Genomic DNA, 15,881 nt, shown 5'->3' with positions numbered 1-15,881 from the left:
TCAACCATGCCCCACCAGCAGCCCCTCATCGTGAGCCTGGACGAGACGGAGCCCAACCGCAGGCGCGGAGGTGACCTGCGGGCCATGCTCACGCCGGCCGCCGTGGGCTCCACCAGCGGCTTCATGGGCCTGGCCATCGTCAAGCCCGGCGAACGCATCGGCGAGCACTACCACCCGTACTCCGAGGAGTTCGTGTACGTCGTCTCCGGCGCCCTCGAAGTGGACCTGGACGGCGAGACGTACGCGCTCCGGTCCGACCAGGGGCTCCTGATCCCGATCGACGTGCGGCACCGCTTCCGCAACGTCGGCGACGAGGAGGCCCGCATGGTCTTCCACCTGGGCCCGCTCGCCCCGCACCCCAGCCTCGGCCACGTCGACACCGAGGAGACGGCCGTCGCCCCCGTCGGACCGCAGCTGACCGTGGGCGGCCCCGGTCAGGTCCCCGAACGCACCGGGGCCATCGAGTGAACCGGCGCGTGGCCGTCACCGGGATCGGAGTGGTCGCCCCGGGCGGCACCGGCACGACGGCGTTCTGGAACCTCCTCTCCGAGGGCCGCACCGCGACCCGCGGCATCACCCTGTTCGACCCGGCCGGCCTGCGCTCGCGCATCGCCGCCGAGTGCGACTTCGACCCGCTGGCGCACGGCCTCGACCCCGAGCTGAGCCTGCACGCCGACCGCTACATCCAGTTCGCGGCGGTCGCCGCCGGGGAGGCCGTCCGCGACTCCGGGCTCGACACCGCCGTCGAGGACCCGTGGCGCGTCGGGGTCTCCCTGGGCAGCGCCGTCGGCGGCACCACCCGGCTCGAACACGACTACGTCCTGGTCAGCGCGGGCGGACAGCGGTGGGACGTGGACCACCGCGCCGCCGACCCGAAGCTGCACCTGGCGTTCTCGCCGAGCACGCTCGCCTCGTTCGTCGCCGAACGCTTCGGCGCCCGCGGCCCGGTGCAGACGGTCTCCACCGGCTGCACCTCCGGCCTCGACGCCGTCGGCTACGCCTTCCACACCATCCAGGAGGGCCGGGCGGACGTCTGCATCGCCGGGGCGTCGGACTCGCCGATCTCCCCGATCACCATGGCCTGCTTCGACGCCATCAAGGCGACCTCGCCCGACAACGACGACCCCGAGCACGCCTCCAAGCCCTTCGACGACCGCCGCAACGGCTTCGTCATGGGCGAGGGCGCGGCGGTCCTCGTCCTGGAGGAGTACGAGCACGCCCGGGCCCGCGGCGCGCACATCTACTGCGAGATCGGCGGCTACGCCACCTTCGGCAACGCCTACCACATGACCGGTCTCACCGGCGAGGGCCTGGAGATGTCCCGGGCCATCGACAGCACCCTCGACCAGGCCAGGCTCGACCCCACGCTGATCGACTACGTCAACGCGCACGGCTCGGGCACCCGGCAGAACGACCGCCACGAGACCGCCGCCGTCAAGCGCTCCCTGGGCGCCCACGCGTACGAAACCCCCATGAGCTCCATCAAGTCCATGGTGGGACATTCGCTCGGGGCGATCGGCGCGATAGAGGTGGCCGCCTGCGTCCTCGCCCTCAAGCACCAGGTGGTGCCCCCGACGGCGAACTACGAGGTTCCCGACCCCGAGTGCGACCTGGACTACGTGCCGCGCACCGCCCGCCCCCGGAAGCTCAGGAACGTGCTCTCCGTCGGCAGCGGCTTCGGCGGCTTCCAGTCCGCCGTGCTCCTCACGGAGCCGGCAGGGAGGACACGATGAGCACGGAGCAGCCCAAACGCGCCGTCGTCACCGGCATCGGGGTGATCGCCCCCAACGGCCTGAGCGCCGACACCTACTGGAAGTCCGTCCAGGAGGGCATCGGCGTCCTGGACCGGATCACCCGCGAGGGGTGCGAGCACCTGCCCCTCAAGGTCGCGGGCGAGGTCCGGTCCTTCGACGCCTCGACCCTCATCGAGGACCGCTTCCTCGTCCAGACCGACCGGTTCAGCCACTACGCCATGGCGGCGGCCTCGCTCGCCCTCGACGACGCCGGGCTCGGCCGGGACGCCCCCGAGGACCCCTTCTCCATCGGGGTGGTCACCGCCGCCGGGTCCGGCGGCGGCGAGTTCGGCCAGCGGGAGCTCCAGAAGCTGTGGGGCCAGGGCTCCAAGTTCGTCGGCCCGTACCAGTCCATCGCCTGGTTCTACGCCGCCAGCACCGGCCAGATCTCCATCCGGAGCGGCTTCAAGGGCCCGTGCGGCGTGGTCGCCAGCGACGAGGCGGGCGGCCTGGACGCCCTCGCCCACGCCGCCAGGGCCGTACGGCGCGGGACGGGCGCGATGGTCGTCGGCGCCGCCGAGGCGCCCCTCGCCCCGTACTCGATGGTGTGCCAGCTCGGCTACCCCGAGCTCAGCACCGTCGAGGAGCCCGACCGGGCCTACCGCCCCTTCACCGCCGGGGCCTCCGGCTTCGTGCCGGCCGAGGGCGGCGCCGTGCTCGTCGTGGAGGACGAGGACCGCGCCCGGGACCGGGGGACGGCCGTCCGGGCCGTCGTCGCCGGACACGGCGCCACGTTCACCGGCGCCTCCCGCTGGGCGGAGTCCCGGGAGGGGCTCGCCCGCGCGATCCGGGTCGCCCTCGACGAGGCCGGCTGCGCCCCGGAGGAGGTCGACGTCGTGTTCGCCGACGCCCTGGGCGTGCCGGAGGCGGACCGCGCCGAGGCGCTGGCGCTCGCCGACGCCCTGGGCGCGCACGCCGCCCGCGTGCCCGTCACGGCGCCCAAGACCGGGATCGGCCGCGCCTACTGCGGGGCCCCCGTCCTGGACGTCGCGGCCGCGGTGCTCGCGATGGAACACGGCCTGGTGCCCCCCACCCCGAACGTGTTCGACATCTGCCACGACATCGATCTGGTGGTGTCGCGCGCCCGCCCCGCCGAGCTGCGGACGGCCCTCGTCCTCAGCAGGGGCCTCATGGGATCCAACGCCGCGCTGGTCGTGCGCCGCGGCGACGAGACCGCCCGGTAGGACCGGGCGGGAGTAAGGAGAGCAGAGATGAGCATCACCGAACTGACCTTCGAAGAGCTGGCCGCGCTGGTCAAGCAGTCGGCGGGCGTCACCGTCGCCCCCGAGGACCTCCGCAACGCCGCGGACGTCCCCTTCAGCGCCCTCGGCGTCGACTCGCTCGGCCTGCTCGGCATCGTCGGCGAGCTGGAGAACCGCCACGGCGTGGCGCTCCCGCCCGACGCGGAGCGCAGCAAGACCCCGGCCGACTTCCTCGGCCTCGTCAACAGCACCCTCACCACCGGAGTCTGACGTGTCAGGTCACACCGACAACAGCATCACCATCGACGCCCCCCTCGACCTCGTCTGGAACATCACCAACGACCTCGAGAACTGGCCCTCCCTCTTCAGCGAGTACGCCTCCGTCGAGGTCCTCTCCCGCGAGGGCGACACGACGACCTTCCGCCTGACCATGCACCCGGACGAGTCCGGCAAGGTCTGGAGCTGGGTCTCGGAGCGCACCCCGGACCGCGCGCGGCGCACCGTCACCGCCCGTCGCGTCGAGACCGGCCCCTTCGCCCACATGGACATCCGGTGGGAGTACGAGGAGACCCCGGCCGGCGTCCACATGCGCTGGGTCCAGGACTTCGCGATGAAGCCGGACGCCCCGGTCGACGACGACTGGATGACCGACAACATCAACCGCAACTCCCGCACCCAGATGGCCCTCATCCGGGACCGCATCGAGCAGGCCGCCCGCGAGCGCCGGCCCGCCCCGGTCCTCGCCGACTGAGCAGACCGAGCGGACCGAGCGGTCCCAGGAAGGAACGCCCGATGCACCACGCCCTGATCGTCGCCCGCATGGCGCCCGGCTCGGCGCCCGCGATCGCCGACGTGTTCGCCGCCTCGGACGGCGGCGAGCTGCCCCACCTGATCGGCGTCTCGCGCCGCAGCCTCTTCCAGTTCGGCGACGACGTCTACCTGCACCTCATCGAGTCCGAGCGGGACCCGGCGCCGGCCATCGCGAAGCTGACCGGACACCCCGAGTTCCGGGACGTCAGCGAGCGCCTGTCGACGTACGTCAGCGCGTACCACCCGGAGACCTGGCGCAGCCCCAAGGACGCCATGGCGCAGTGCTTCTACCGCTGGGAGCGGAACCCCGCCTCCTGACCGGTCCCGGAGCACGGGAAACCCGAAGGCCGCCGGCCCCGCGAGAAGCGGAGCCGGCGGCCTCGGATTTTCCCCGCTACGGGAGGGGCCTCCCGGTCAGGCGGGGACGGTGCACTCGAAGGCGTGGAGGTACGCGTTCACCGGGCGGACCTCGCCGACGGCGAGCCCCGCGGCCGTCAGCCGCTCCAGCATGCTCTCCCGCGTGTGCTTGGCGCCGCCGACGTTCAGGAGCAGCAGCAGGTCCATCGCCGTCGTGAACCGCATCGAGGGCGTGTCGTCCACGAGGTTCTCGATCACGACCACACGGGCGCCCGGACGCGCCGCCCGCCGGACGTTGGCCAGCGCCCTGCGGGTGCTGTCGTCGTCCCACTCCAGGATGTTCTTGAGGACGTACACGTCGGCCTCGACCGGGATGTCCTCGCGGCAGTCCCCGGCCACGACCCGGGCCCGGGAGGCGAGCGCGCCGCCCGCCCGCAGGCGCGGGTCGGCGTTCCCCACCACGCCCGGCAGGTCGAGCAGCGTGCCCTCCAGGGCGGGGTGCCGCTCCAGGAGGCTCGCCAGGACGTGCCCCTGGCCGCCGCCGATGTCCGCGACCGACGCCGCGCCCGACAGGTCGAGCAGGTCGGCCACGTCCTGCGCGGACTGCCGGCTCGACGTGGTCATGGCCCGGTTGAACACGTACGCGGACTCGGGCGCCTCCTCGTTGAGGTACGGGAAGAACTCCCTGCCGTACACGTCCTCGAAGACGCTGCCGCCGGTGCGCACCGCCTCGTCGAGCTTCGGCCAGACGTCCCACGTCCACGGCTCGGTGCACCACAGGGCGATGTACCGCAGGCTGTGCGGGTCGTCCTCGCGCAGCAGCCGGGACATCTCCGTGTGCGCGAAGGTGCCGTCGGGGTGCTCCGTGAAGATCCCCTGGCAGGCCAGGGCGCGCAGCAGCCTGCGCAGCGTCCGCGGCTGGACCTGCACGGCCGCCGCCAGGTCCTCCACGCTCGCGGGCGCGTCCTGGAGGGCGTCCGCCACGCCGAGCCGGGCGGCGGCCCGCACGGCGGCGGCGCACGCCGCTCCGAAAACGAGCTCCCTCAGCCGCATGGGCGGCGGGGGAGCGGGGTCGACGGTCCTCACCGGGTCAACGGTCGTCATCTGTGGCCCTGCCTTGTCTTTCGTGCCGTGGGGGGGGAGTGGGAGAGTGGGGGAGGAGGGAGGGGCCGCTCAGCACATGCCCGCGGGCTCGGAGACCCCGCAGGTGTTGCCGCGGAAGGCGTTGCCCTCGCCGGTGTCCCGGTTGGCCAGGTCGGCCGTGCCGTTGCGGAGCACGACGTTGTCGCGGATCTCGTTGCGCTCGTTGAGGGCGCCCACGAAGCTCTTGAACAGCACGATCCCGCCCGACAGGGGGGAGGTGCCCTTGTTGTCCTCGACCCGGTTGTCGGCCACCAGCGTCTCCTCGGCGCCGGTGAGGACGATGCCCGAGCCCTGGAGGAAGGGCAGGCGGGGGGTCTTGGGGCAGTACTTGTTGTTGGCGTGGACGTGGTTGTGGCGCAGGCGCATCGCCCCGGCGCGCGGGGTGGACTCGTCGCCCACCACGAACACCGCGGCGCAGTTGCCGGTCGCCTCGTTGTGGTCGACGGTCACGTTCCGCAGCCGCCGCACGGTGAGGCCGATGCGGTTGCCGGACAGGCGGTTGTGGCTGATCTCCGTGCCCCTGGTGTCGACGGCCCCCTCCTCCGTGTCGGTGGTGTTGGACACGAAGAGGCCGGCGTCGCCGTTGTCCCGGGCGGTGTTGTGGCTGAGCACGGAGCGGACCGAACGCTCCTGGGCGATGCCCCAGTTGCCGTTCTTCTCGGCGGTCACGCCCCGGACCGTCAGCCGGTCGGTGCGGGACGCCCACAGGCCGTTGCGGGCGAAGTTCCGGAGCGTCAGGGTGCGCACGGTGACGCCCTCGACGGGCCGCTGGGCGGTGCCGGTCACGCAGACGCCGTGGCCGGCCACGGCACACGCGCCGGAGGCCGCCTTGCCGGGCACGATGACGGTGGGAGCGGCGGACGAGCCCCGCAGGGTCAGGTTCGACGTGGTGATGGTGACGCTCTCGCGGTAGGTGCCGGGGGAGAGGACGACGCTGTCCCCCGGCCGGGCCGCGTCCACGGCCTTCTGGATCGATTCGCCGGGCTTCACCCGGTGCACGGTCCGGGAGGCGGAGGCGGCCTCCGGGGCGGAGGGCGGGGCGGCGCCCAGTCCCGTGGTCGCGGCGGCCACGGCGCATGCCACGAGGGCGATCTGTCGTTTGGTCATACGGCGAAGCTATGAGCGGGCCCACCGCCCCGCCACCGCTGATCACCCGGCCGGGCTGCCCGTCCCCCGAACGCCGACCGGACCCCGGTCCGCACCTCCGCCGGAGGCGGGCGCGGCGGGCCCGGCGTCACCTGATCCGCCGTCAGCCCCTCACCCGTTCGCCACCGGGACGGAACCGCTCCTGCCGCCCCGGCCCACCGTCGTGACCTGCGGCGACGGCGCCGCAGGCGGCGGCCGGGAGGGCCGACCGGGCGACAGGGGCGGACGCCGCTCGCGTTGCGATGATCAACGGAGGGCCGTTCCCTCGTGCTCGGAGCACAGCATCAGGAGCCGCGCGGACGAGCCGGGCGGAAACCGCTCCCCGGAGGAGAAAACCATGCGTCTCGCCCGTACCGGCGCCACGGCCGCCCTGATCGCCGCCGCCCTGGTCCTGCCCGCCCCCACCGCCCTGGCCGCCGAGGGCGACACCACGATCACGACGGCGGGGGACGTCCGCCTCGACCCGGGGACGGCGTCCCCCGGCAGCACCGTCACCGTCAGCACGACCGCCTGCGGCAAGGAGACCTACGGCAAGGGCGAGTCCGAGGCGGGCGGGCCGTTCCACCTCCTCCCGGGCGACCGCGAGGGCGTCCTGACGGGCGAGTTCCGGCTGCCCGAGGGCGTCGAATCCGGTACGGACACCGTGACGCTCAAGTGCCCGCCGCGGACGAAGCTGACCGCCACCTACCGGATCTCCGGCCGTCCGAACGGCGCCGTCGAGGCCGGCCTCGGCGGGAGCGCGGGCAAGGAGTCCGAGTTCGGCCTCGGCTGGCTCCTCGTGGGCGCGGCCGTCGCGGGCGGGGCGCTCAGGATGCGCCGGCGCGCCGCGGGCGCGGGGACCCGGGCCTGACGCGGCCCGGCGGCCCCCGGTCGCGGTACGTCCCGCCGCTCAGGCCGCTCGCCTGGGCGGCGCTCGCCGGCGCGCTGCTGCTCGTCGACTCCGTGGGCGGCCACGGGACCCCGCCGCCCGCGGCCCGGGTCCGGCCGCAGGACGCGCGGACCGCCGTACGGGACGCCCCCGAACGCACCGGCTCCGCCGCCGCACCGCTCCCCGCCTCGGATCCGGTACGGGTCCGGATCCCGGCCGTCGGGGTCGACGCCCGTCTGATGCGCCTCGAACTGGACGGGGAGGGGAGGCTGGAGCCGCCTCCCCCGAACCTCCCGGCCTTCGCCGGCTGGTACGCCCGCGGGACCCCGCCCGGCGCGCCCGGGACGGCGGTCCTGACGGGCCATCTGGACACCTCCGCGGGCCCGGCCGTCTTCTACCGGCTCGGCGCCCTGACGCCGGGCGCCGGGATCGCGGTCGAGCGCGCGGACGGCCGCACGGCCCTCTTCACGGTCGACGCGGTGGAGGAGTACCCCAAGGACCGCTTCCCCGACGACCGGGTCTACGGCGGTTCCGGCCGCCCGGAGCTGCGCCTGATCACCTGCGGCGGCGACTGGTCCGGCGACACCGGCTACCGGGCCAACACGGTCGTCTACGCCACGCTGACCGGCGTGGCGTAGACGCTCCGCGCCGGGACCGGCTCACTCGAAGAACTTCAGGCTCCAGCCGGTGTCCGTGTTCGCGCCGGGGACGTTCGCCCGCCGGTACGTGGTGCCGCCCCACCAGCAGAAGCCGCCGGTGTACCAGAAGCGGTTCTCCCAGGCGTACGGCGTCCCCTTCGGCACCGCGTGGAACATCAGCGGGAACGTCGGGCCGGCCGGCGGGCTGGTGGCGATGTCGCCGTCGAGCAGCACGAAGCTGTGGTGGCCGGGGCCGTCGACGTGCAGCGTCGGGTCCCAGCCGGACATCATGGTGTCGCGGTGGGAGCCGAAGAGGCAGCCGTTCGACTTGTACCAGTCCCACACGTACGTCGGATCGCCGCCGGCCCGCAGCCGCAGGTCGCCCAGGCAGTACCGGTCGCTCCAGCTGCCGTTGGCGGAGTACACGACGTGCAGCTGCCCGTTCGGGTCCTCGATCGCCTCGGGGGACTCGTTGATGTACGGGCCGCCGACGACCCGCTCCCAGGGCTCGCGCGGCTGCGAGATGACGTACCGCGCCCCGGTCGGGGTGGTCGGGCCGCTCATCCGGGCGATGTAGAGGTTCTGCTCGACGTTGGTGTCCCCGGCCCAGCCGGACCACACGAACCAGCGCTGCCCGCCGAAGGTGAACAGGGTGCCGTCGATGGCCCACTTGTCGTCGGGCAGGGCGAGCCTCGTCTCCGCCGTGTACCCGCTGTCCGGGCTCGCGGAGCTGATCGCGTACATCCGGTGGGCGGCGCCCCGGCCGGCCGTGAAGTAGACGTGGTAGCGCCCGCCGTCGCGGACGATCTCCGGGGCCCACACCTCGCCGAGGTTCCGGCCGTCGGTCCAGATCCGGCGGGCGGGCGCGGTGGCGAGCCCGGCCGTCGAGGAGGCCCGGCGCACGTCGATGCCGTTGCCGGTCGACTGCACCGCGACGTAGGTGGAGCCGACCCGCAGGACGCTCGGGTCGGCGGCCCGCAGCGAGGTCTGTCCCGCCTCGGCGGGGGCGGCCCCGGGCAGGGCCGCGACCAGGGCGAACAGCAGGGACAGGGCCAGGACGAGGACTCCGGAGGGGCGTCGTGCACGTTTCACGGGGCTCCCGGTGGGGCGGGCCGACATGGTTTACATCGATGTAATCCGGCGTTCGCAGCATCACGGCTGGCGGTGGGCATGTCAATATGGGAGCGCTCGCACGGTGTCCGCGGGGAAGCGCGCGCCACATGGCACGGCGAAGGAAATTGTTTGTTTCCTTTCGGTTGCTGGGTGATTCCGTTCGGAACTGTTTCCTGTTAGGTTCCTCCCCACCTCGTCCGCCGCCGAGGACCGGGGCGCTCCGCCCCTCGGACCCGTCCGGGTCGGCAACCCACCGGACGGGCCCTCGCCCGAGTCACCCGTCAACTCCGCACGGACTCCCGCACGTCGACCGGCCGGACGGCCCCGACGCGTGCGCGGAATCCGGGCGCCGTCCTGCCCGGGAGGAACCCGATGCGACGCGTCGTCGCCTGCCTGGCGGCCCTGTTGACGATGGCCGGAGGCCTGCTCTTCACCGGAACCACCGCAGCCTCCGCCGCCGTCGTCCCCAAGACGCCGCCCCTGACCACCCCGTGGACCTCGCAGGTGTCCACCACCAGCCCCCTGCCGGAGTACCCGCGTCCCCAGATGACGCGGCCCGACTGGCAGTCCCTGAACGGCGAGTGGGAGTTCCTCAACCCGCCCGCCGACGCCTCCGGCAACGTCGACCGCAACGCGGCCCCGCCGCTCGGCCAGACCCTGCCCGAACGCATCCTCGTCCCGTACCCGGTGGAGTCCGCCCTCTCCGGGATCATGCGCAACGACAACCGCGACCTGATGTTCTACAAGCGCTCCTTCACCGTCCCCCAGAACTGGTCGGGCCGCCGCGTCCAGCTCCACTTCGGCGCCGTCGACCACGAGGCCACCGTCTGGGTCAACGGCACCCGCGTCACGAGCCACAAGGGCGGCTACGACCGCTTCGAGGTCGACATCACCCCGCAGTTGCGCGCCGGCTCCAACGAACTGGTCGTCCGCGTCTACGACCCCACCGACGGACGCGGCGAGAAGCAGCCGGTCGGCAAGCAGACCAACAACCCCAGCGGCATCTTCTACACGCCCACCTCCGGCATCTGGCAGACCGTCTGGCTGGAGCCCACCCCCGTCTCCTCGATCCACTCGGTCGACATCAGGCCCGACCTCGCCACCAACACCGCACGGGTCAAGGTCTTCACCCGGGGCGACGCCGGCGGCCACACCGTCCTCGCCGAGGCCCTGAACGGCACCCAGGTGGTCGGCACCGCCACCGGCGGCTTCACCGAGTTCTCCGTCCCCGTCCCGAACGCCCGCCGCTGGTCGCCCGACGACCCCTTCCTGTACGACCTCAAGGTCACCCTCCGCAATGCCTCCGGCGCCGCCGTCGACACCGTCACCAGCTACTTCGGCATGCGCGAGATCGGCAAGAAGCTCGTCAACGGCGTCATGCGCCCCACCCTGAACGGCGAGTTCGTCTTCCAGATCGGCACCCTCGACCAGGGCTTCTGGCCCGACGGCCTCTACACCGCGCCCACCGACGCCGCCCTCGCCTCCGACCTGCAGAAGCACAAGGACCTGGGCTTCAACATGGTGCGCAAGCACATCAAGGTCGAGCCCGCCCGCTGGTACTACCACGCCGACCGGCTCGGACTCCTGGTGTGGCAGGACATCCCCTCCACCCAGGCCTTCGACGCCAACCGCACCCCGGCGCAGATCGCCCAGTTCGAGACCGAGGCCCGCGAGATCGTCGACGAGCACCGCTTCTCCCCGGCCGTCGTCGCCTACGTCCCGTTCAACGAGGGCTGGGGCGAGTGGAACCTCGACGACACCCGCCGGGTCACCACCGACCTGGAGAACTACGATCCCGGCCGGCTGATGAACGCCCACAGCGGCTACAACTGCTGTGCCTCCAAGGGTGATCCGGGCACCGGCGACATCATCGACTGGCACGTCTACACCGGACCCGACGCGCCCCGGCCCTCGGCCACCCGGGTCTCCGTCCTCGGCGAGTTCGGCGGCATCGGACTGCGCACCCCCGGCCACGAGTACAGCCCCAACGGTCAGTTCTTCGCCTACGAGCAGGTCTCCAGCGCCGCCCAGCTCAACGACCGGTACACCGGCATGGTCCGCGACGTGCAGTCGCTCATGACCACCAAGGGCGTCTCCGCCTACGTCTACACCGAGATCACCGACGTCGAGGGCGAGTACAACGGCCTGCTCACCTACGACCGGCGGGTCCAGAAGGTCGACACCGCCGCCCTGCGCGCCGCCCACGGGGCGCTGATCGCCGCCTCCCGCAACCTCAACGCGACACCGGGCCACACCCTCGGCCACGTGCGCTCCTTCCGGGTCACCACACCCGGGTACACCGACCGCTACCTGCGGCACGCCGACTCCCTGGCCCGCACCGACGTGCTGACCGGCGCCTCCGCCGACGGGGCCCGCCAGGACGCCTCCTTCCGCACGGTCGCCGGACTCGCCGACCCGCGCTGCCACTCCTTCGAGTCCGTCAACCTCCCCGGCCGCTACCTGCGCCACTCCGGCGGCCGGGTCCGCCTCGACGCGAACACGGGCGGGTCGTTCGCGGCCGACGCGACCTGGTGCGCCCGCACCGGACTCGCGGCCGGCGGCACCTCGTACGAGTCGCTGAACTTCCCCGGCTCGTACCTGCGGCACTACGCCGACAACGTGTACCTCGCCCGCAGCGGCGGCCCCAACCCCTGGGACGTGGCCTCCTCCTTCGCGGCGGACGCCACCTGGAACACGGGCGAGCCCGCCCTGTGGCGCAGCTCCGTCCTGCTGCCCACGGACGTGCGGCGCTCGCTGCGCGTCACCACCTGGGGCCACACCGACCGCTACCTGCGCCACGCCGACAGCCTCGCCTGGACCGAGGTCGTCAACGGGAGCAGCGCCGCCCTGCTGAAGCAGGACGCCACGTTCACCGTGCGGCGCGGCCTCGCCGACTCGTCGTGCTACTCCTTCGAGTCGGTCAACTACCCGGGCCGCTTCCTGCGGCACGCCAACAGCCGGGTGGGCACCGCCGCCGACGACGGCACCGCGCTCTTCCGGCAGGACGCCACCTTCTGCGCCCGGCCGGGCGTCGGCGGGACCGGCGTCACCTTCGAGTCGCTGAACGTCCCGGGCGCGTACCTGCGCCACTTCGACTCGGCCGTGTCCATCGCCTCGGGCGCCGGAAGCGGCGGCTTCGACCGCCCGCAGACGCTCACGGCCGACAGCAGCTGGACGCTCGAAGCCCCCTGGGCGCCCTGACCCGATCCGAACCGAACCGACAGAACGGAAACGGGTCCTTCCGGGCGCCACCGCCCGGAAGGACCCGCTCGCTCACGTGCCGATCACGGCTTACGGCTTCTCGGCCGTGTGCAGCGCGGCCACCTCCTCGGAGGAGAGCGCCCGGTCGAAGGCGCGCACCTGGTCGACCGAACCGTTCCAGAAGTCGACGTTCCCGCCGCCCCACCTGGCGCGCCCGACCGCGAGCGGACCGGTGCTCACGTCCGCCGGGCCCGGGACCGCCGTCGCCACGAGCGCGCCGTCCACGTACAGCCGGATCTCGTTCCTCGCGGCGTCCCGCACGCCCACCAGGTGGTACCAGCGGCCGAGTTCGGGCGTCGTCGCGTACCGGGCGCGGTTGCCGCCCGGGGTGCTGAAGGCGAAGGCGCCCTGCCCGTACTGGAGGTAGAAGGGGTTCTCCTGGCGCCGGCCGTCCTGGCTGACCACGGTCGCGTAGTTGCCCGGCAGGGCGTCGAGCGTGGCCCACGCGGACACGGTGTAGCTCGTGGTGGTGTCGACGACGGGCCCGTCGGTCTGGGCGAAGCCGCCCTTCCCGTCGAACTTCAGCGCGCTGCCGCCGACGCCCGGGGCCCACGTGGTGCCCTCGTTCAGGGTGAGCGGACGCTGCTGCGGCCCGGAGTCCCGCGCGGTCGTGCCCGTGCCCTCGTCCAGGGACCAGGAGGCGCCGCCCTTCAGGGGAGCGCGCTGCCCGGCGGCCGCGCCCGCCGCGATCACCTTGCGGTTGATCGCGCGGACCCGGACCGGGTCGACCTTGATCTCCCGGCGGTCGTACGTGTAGAGGCCGTTGAGCTCGTTCTCCAGGTCGGAGATCTGGGTGTAGACGGAGCCGGACAGCTCGGCCCCTGCGGCCTCCAGGTAGAACTTCTCGGTGTTCTCGACGTACTTCCGGGTCAGCGCCTCCTTGTCGGCGACGCCGCTGTAGATCACGGTCGGGGCGCCGGGCCACATGTGGCCGGGGGTGCGCAGGGTGAAGCCGCCGTGCTCGCCGTCCATCGCGGCCCGGTGGTCCGGATAGGGGGCGTCGGTGTTGTTGTAGTCGTGGTGGTCGAGGACGTCGCCCTTGCCGGAGTCGCCCTTGGAGTTGCAGCAGTTGACCCCGCTGTGGGCGTTGACGACCCGGGACGGGTCGGCCGCCTTCACGGCCTCGGCGATCCGCCCGGTCTCCTCCCGGTCCCACTCGCCCCAGCCCTCGTTGAAGACGATCCAGCCGATGACGGACGGGGAGTCGTGGTGCTGGCGCATCATCTCGCGGCCCTGGTCGACGAAGGCCTTGCGGCCGGTGTCGTCGGTGAGGTTGCCGGAGACGAAGTCCTGCCAGACCAGGAGCCCGAGCCGGTCGGCGTGGTAGAACCAGCGCGGCGACTCCACCTTGATGTGCTTGCGCACGGCGTTGAAGCCGAGCTTCTTGTGGGCCTCCAGGTCGAACGCCAGCGCCTCGTCGCTGGGCTGGGTGTAGAGGCCGTCGGGCCAGAAGCCCTGGTCGAGGGTGGCGAGGGAGAAGACCGGCTTGCCGTTGAGCACCAGTTTGGGGAAGCCGCCGACCTTCTCGACCGCGATCTCGCGCATGCCGAAGTAGCCGTCGATCCGGTCGGAGGACCTGCCGTCGGTCAGGCGCACCTCCAGGTCGTAGAGGTACGGGTCGTCCGGGCTCCACAGGTGCTGGTTCGCGACCGGCAGGCGCAGCTCCGCGCCCGCGGGGCCGGTGGTCCGGCCGACGACCCGGCCGCGGGTGTCGCGGGCCACGGCCTCCACGCGCGCGCCGGCCGAGGCGCGGGCCGACTCGACCTTCACGGCCAGGGTGCCGGTGCCGATGTCCGGGGTGGTGACGACGTCGTCGATGGAGACGGGGGCGACGGGCTCCATCCACACCGTCTGCCAGATGCCCGAGGACTGGGTGTAGAAGATGCCGCCCGGGTTGGTGGACTGCTTGCCGGTCGGCTGGTTCGGGCCTCCGGTGTCGGTGACCGCGACGACGATCTCCTGCGGTCCCTTCGTCTTGAGGGCGTCGGTGACGTCGGCGCTGAAGGCGTTGTAGCCGCCGGTGTGCTCGGCGACCTGCCTGCCGTTGACCCAGACGCGGGCCTCGTAGTCGACGGCGCCGAAGTTGAGCATCAGCCGGTCGCCCCTGCCCCCCTTGCCCGCCTTGCCGATCCTCCAGGCCTCCGGCACGTCCACGAGGCGCCGGTAGACCATGTGGTCCTCGTGCCGCTCGATCCCGGAGAGCTGGGACTCGACCGGGAACGGGACGGTGATCCGCTCGTCCAGGTCCTTGCCGAAGACCGGCGTCTCCCCGGCCTCCGCGCCGGCGAACTGCCAGGGGCCGTTGAGGTTCTTCCACCTGCTCCGCACCTGCTGCGGGCGCGGGTACTCCGGCAGCGGGTGCTTCTCGTCCAGCTCGTCGCCCCACTCGGTGGTGAGCCGGTGGGTGGAGGCGTTGGACGCCGAGCGCAGGATCCGGGGCACGGTCTCGTCCCCGTTCCTCAGCCCGCCGAGGCCGTCGTAGTCGACCCGTACCCGCTGGCCCTTCTGGACCGGTTCCGCGAGGTCGACGAGGACGCTGTTCCGGTCGCCCGGGGCGACGCGGACCTTCTCGATCGGCATCGGGGTGGTGTCGGCCTCGACGGTGAGGTGCTCGGCCACCTTCTCCAGGCCGCCGACCCGGTGGTCGAACCGCAGCCGCAGTTGCCGCCCGCCCGCCGGGACGGTCGGTTCCACCGGGTAGACCTCGAAGTCGGCGGGCGGGGTGAACGCGGACTCCGGCACGAGCTGCTTGGGCAGCGTCGGCGTCGACCAGCGCAGGAACATGTTCGCGCCGCCGACGTCCTGGAACATCTCCAGGCGGAAGTCGTGCTTCTCGCCGGCCTTCAGGTGGAGGGGCGCACTGGTCTGCTCCCGGTCCCAGTCGGGCACCCAGTGGTCGATGACCGGCTCGCCGTCGACGAAGAGCCGGAAGCCGTTGTCCCCGATGCCGTGGAAGGTGTAGTCGCCGGTGACCGGGGCCTCGATCCGGCCGGTCCAGCGGGCGGTGGTGTGCTCGGACCGGCCGGTGAGCGACTGGAAGGTGCCGGTCAGACCGGAGAAGTCGATCCGCGGGTCGAGGGACGTGCCGCCGAGCTCGGCGAAGTCCCGCGCGCCGGGCGCCGACATGCTGAAGTACTCGCCCTTCAGACCGTGCACCTCGACGGCGGCGTCACGGGCGGACGGGGAGACGGCCGTGGGGGAGGAGGCGGGCGCGGCCGAGGCGGTGGCGGCCGGGGCGCCCAGGGGCAGCACCAGGGCCGCCGCGGCGAGCAGTGCCCACGTTCCGGTTCGGGATCGGGATCGGGTTGTTCGTCGTGTCATCGAATCTTTCCTCGGGGGGAGGGGAATCGGAGCCGGACCCGGGTCGGGACGTGACGGTGGAGCACCCGGCGAGGAAGCGCGTTCGCCTCGGGGGCGCGGGGCCCGGCGGTCGCCGCGGGGCGGCGCACGGCCCGCCCGTACACCGGCACGGGGGTGCCGGCGGGGGCGTACGGCCGTCATTCCAACGTTGGAAATCGCGTGCAGCGGAAATGACAACACGCGGTGCGGA

13 protein-coding genes and 1 pseudogene are annotated in these 15,881 nt (G+C 72.8%); 10 read left to right on the top strand and 4 right to left on the bottom strand.

Annotation, left to right across the window (positions count from 1 at the left end; genetic code table 11):
- Positions 1–6: 6 nt before the first annotated feature.
- Genes ACIP5O_RS10065 through ACIP5O_RS10040 form a run of 6 tightly spaced genes read left to right on the top strand, consistent with a single transcriptional unit; the run spans position 7 to position 4,123 of the window.
- The gene (locus ACIP5O_RS10065; protein ID WP_356542196.1) at positions 7–468 is read left to right on the top strand and encodes a cupin domain-containing protein; all 462 of its coding nucleotides are present in this window, start codon (positions 7–9) and stop codon (positions 466–468) included.
- Complete coding sequence (locus tag ACIP5O_RS10060) at positions 465–1,733, top strand: beta-ketoacyl-[acyl-carrier-protein] synthase family protein (protein WP_401290831.1); 1,269 nt, start codon at positions 465–467, stop codon at positions 1,731–1,733. Before ACIP5O_RS10065 ends, ACIP5O_RS10060 begins: the two co-directional genes overlap by 4 nt.
- Complete coding sequence (locus ACIP5O_RS10055) at positions 1,730–2,977, top strand: ketosynthase chain-length factor (protein ID WP_401290829.1); 1,248 nt, start codon at positions 1,730–1,732, stop codon at positions 2,975–2,977. The genes ACIP5O_RS10060 and ACIP5O_RS10055 overlap by 4 nt, the downstream gene beginning before the upstream one ends.
- A 27-nt stretch (positions 2,978–3,004) precedes the next feature.
- Positions 3,005–3,265 carry an acyl carrier protein gene (locus tag ACIP5O_RS10050; protein ID WP_121832942.1) on the top strand — a complete coding sequence of 87 codons (261 nt, stop codon included), beginning with the start codon at positions 3,005–3,007 and terminating at the stop codon, positions 3,263–3,265.
- Position 3,266: 1 nt separating this feature from the next.
- Positions 3,267–3,746 (top strand): SRPBCC family protein, encoded by a 480-nt coding sequence (locus tag ACIP5O_RS10045; RefSeq protein WP_356542188.1) that lies wholly within the window; start codon positions 3,267–3,269, stop codon positions 3,744–3,746.
- A 41-nt stretch (positions 3,747–3,787) separates the two neighbouring features.
- Positions 3,788–4,123, top strand: a complete 336-nt coding sequence (locus tag ACIP5O_RS10040; RefSeq protein WP_401290826.1) for a TcmI family type II polyketide cyclase — start codon at positions 3,788–3,790, stop codon at positions 4,121–4,123.
- A gap of 96 nt (positions 4,124–4,219) precedes the next feature.
- On the opposite strand, the gene ACIP5O_RS10035 is transcribed toward ACIP5O_RS10040, so the two are convergent.
- Together ACIP5O_RS10035 and ACIP5O_RS10030 are read right to left on the bottom strand one after the other, a co-directional pair.
- Positions 4,220–5,266 carry a methyltransferase gene (locus ACIP5O_RS10035; RefSeq protein ID WP_401290824.1) on the bottom strand — a complete coding sequence of 349 codons (1,047 nt, stop codon included), beginning with the start codon at positions 5,264–5,266 and terminating at the stop codon, positions 4,220–4,222.
- Positions 5,267–5,335: 69 nt separating this feature from the next.
- Positions 5,336–6,412: a nitrous oxide reductase family maturation protein NosD gene (locus ACIP5O_RS10030; RefSeq protein ID WP_401290821.1), complete on the bottom strand. Its 1,077-nt coding sequence runs from the start codon at positions 6,410–6,412 to the stop codon at positions 5,336–5,338.
- A gap of 376 nt (positions 6,413–6,788) precedes the next feature.
- On the opposite strand from ACIP5O_RS10030, the gene ACIP5O_RS10025 reads away from it, so the two are divergent.
- On the top strand, positions 6,789–7,301 hold the full coding sequence (locus ACIP5O_RS10025) for a sortase (RefSeq protein WP_401290819.1): 513 nt from the start codon (positions 6,789–6,791) through the stop codon (positions 7,299–7,301).
- A 92-nt stretch (positions 7,302–7,393) separates the two neighbouring features.
- On the top strand, positions 7,394–7,957 hold the full coding sequence (locus ACIP5O_RS10020) for a class F sortase (RefSeq protein ID WP_401290817.1): 564 nt from the start codon (positions 7,394–7,396) through the stop codon (positions 7,955–7,957).
- Positions 7,958–7,978: 21 nt separating this feature from the next.
- Here the strand turns inward: ACIP5O_RS10020 and ACIP5O_RS10015 are convergent, their stop codons facing one another.
- Complete coding sequence (locus ACIP5O_RS10015) at positions 7,979–9,076, bottom strand: glycoside hydrolase family 43 protein (protein ID WP_401290814.1); 1,098 nt, start codon at positions 9,074–9,076, stop codon at positions 7,979–7,981.
- Positions 9,077–9,442: 366 nt separating this feature from the next.
- Between ACIP5O_RS10015 and ACIP5O_RS10010 the strand changes: the two are divergent.
- Together ACIP5O_RS10010 and ACIP5O_RS10005 are read left to right on the top strand one after the other, a co-directional pair.
- Positions 9,443–11,776, top strand: a pseudogene (locus ACIP5O_RS10010) (AbfB domain-containing protein); the annotation flags it as partial.
- Between the two features lie 36 nt (positions 11,777–11,812).
- Positions 11,813–12,271 (top strand): AbfB domain-containing protein, encoded by a 459-nt coding sequence (locus ACIP5O_RS10005; RefSeq protein ID WP_401290999.1) that lies wholly within the window; start codon positions 11,813–11,815, stop codon positions 12,269–12,271.
- Between the two features lie 90 nt (positions 12,272–12,361).
- On the opposite strand, the gene ACIP5O_RS10000 is transcribed toward ACIP5O_RS10005, so the two are convergent.
- Positions 12,362–15,652 (bottom strand): LamG-like jellyroll fold domain-containing protein, encoded by a 3,291-nt coding sequence (locus tag ACIP5O_RS10000; RefSeq protein ID WP_401290811.1) that lies wholly within the window; start codon positions 15,650–15,652, stop codon positions 12,362–12,364.
- Positions 15,653–15,881: the final 229 nt, after the last annotated feature.

This window comes from Streptomyces sp. NPDC088915, assembly GCF_044749825.1.
Taxonomy (GTDB): Bacteria; Actinomycetota; Actinomycetes; order Streptomycetales; family Streptomycetaceae; genus Streptomyces.
This window is presented reverse-complemented; position numbering and strand designations above follow the sequence as displayed.

Bases quoted from the DNA above. Each gene is read 5' to 3' on its own strand.
- ACIP5O_RS10065 (WP_356542196.1), top strand. From the start codon at position 7: ATGCCCCACCAGCAGCCCCTCATCGTGAGCCTGGACGAGACGGAGCCC.
- ACIP5O_RS10055 (WP_401290829.1), top strand. From the start codon at position 1,730: ATGAGCACGGAGCAGCCCAAACGCGCCGTCGTCACCGGCATCGGGGTG.
- ACIP5O_RS10050 (WP_121832942.1), top strand. From the start codon at position 3,005: ATGAGCATCACCGAACTGACCTTCGAAGAGCTGGCCGCGCTGGTCAAG.
- ACIP5O_RS10040 (WP_401290826.1), top strand. From the start codon at position 3,788: ATGCACCACGCCCTGATCGTCGCCCGCATGGCGCCCGGCTCGGCGCCC.
- ACIP5O_RS10035 (WP_401290824.1), bottom strand. From the start codon at position 5,266: ATGACGACCGTTGACCCGGTGAGGACCGTCGACCCCGCTCCCCCGCCG.
- ACIP5O_RS10030 (WP_401290821.1), bottom strand. From the start codon at position 6,412: ATGACCAAACGACAGATCGCCCTCGTGGCATGCGCCGTGGCCGCCGCG.
- ACIP5O_RS10025 (WP_401290819.1), top strand. From the start codon at position 6,789: ATGCGTCTCGCCCGTACCGGCGCCACGGCCGCCCTGATCGCCGCCGCC.
- ACIP5O_RS10015 (WP_401290814.1), bottom strand. From the start codon at position 9,076: ATGTCGGCCCGCCCCACCGGGAGCCCCGTGAAACGTGCACGACGCCCC.
- ACIP5O_RS10000 (WP_401290811.1), bottom strand. From the start codon at position 15,652: ATGACACGACGAACAACCCGATCCCGATCCCGAACCGGAACGTGGGCA.